This is a genomic window from Streptomyces sp. STR69 (genome assembly GCF_024519455.1).
Taxonomy (GTDB): domain Bacteria; phylum Actinomycetota; class Actinomycetes; order Streptomycetales; family Streptomycetaceae; genus Streptomyces.
Window position 1 is genome coordinate 1 of the sequence record NZ_JALJRY010000092.1, and the last position, 782, is coordinate 782.

1 protein-coding gene is annotated in these 782 nt (G+C 67.5%); it reads left to right on the forward strand.

The features are described from left to right. Window positions 1-118: 118 nt before the first annotated feature. Entirely contained in the window at window positions 119-595 is a 477-nt protein-coding gene (locus OC490_RS49090; RefSeq protein ID WP_262064559.1) for a hypothetical protein, read from the forward strand. The last annotated feature ends 187 nt before the right edge of the window (window positions 596-782 follow it).

Below are 782 nucleotides of genomic sequence, written 5' to 3' on the forward strand. Positions count from 1 at the left end.
GGGACGCGTCCGCGCCTCGCCAGCACGCCGGGCCGGCTTAGCGGCCAACCCCCGGTAGGGGTGGGGGCTTCGGGAGGCCGGGAGTGCGTTGGGTCGGTGGGTTGGGCAGCATGGCGGGGTGGGCGACTTGCTGTGGGATGACGTGAAGTGCTTCTTCGACCTGGACTGGGTGGGGTCGTTGCCGGACGTTCGTGTCCCGAATGCCTCGGTGGGGGACTGGCAGGCGGTCCTCGACCTTGTGGCGGAGAAGGGCTGGAAGTGTCAGTACTCCGAGGGTGAGAGGGTGCTTCCGGTGCCCCGGGCGGAGGTCGTGTTGTCCCGTCCGGTGGATGCCGAGTGCCCGGACCTGCGGGTCTGGCCGACGGCGGATGTGTTGGCGATCTTCCGCTTCCTAGCCGATGACGAAGTCGACTTCGACGTCGACCTGCGGGAGTTGCAGGGCCAGGACCGACTTGATGTGCTCTGCGGTTTCCTTCGGGAGATCGGGCGGCGTTTGGGCAAGCCGGTACTCATGGACCCGGAGGGCGAGTACGGCCAACCAGTGCTCGGCTTCGACGTCGAGGCCGATCGAGTCGTTCTCCTTGCGGAGCCATGAACATGAAGAGGGCAATGGGGGGAGGGGGGTGGGGGAGGGGTTCTAAAAAAGTGTGTCAGTTTCCGTCCAAAGTGACACACTTTTTCAGAACCCCTCCCCCACCCCCCCCGGGGCCCCGGAGGTCTCCCCCCACCGGGGGTTGGCCGCTAAGCCGGCCCGGCGTGCTGGCGAGGCGCGGACGCGTCCC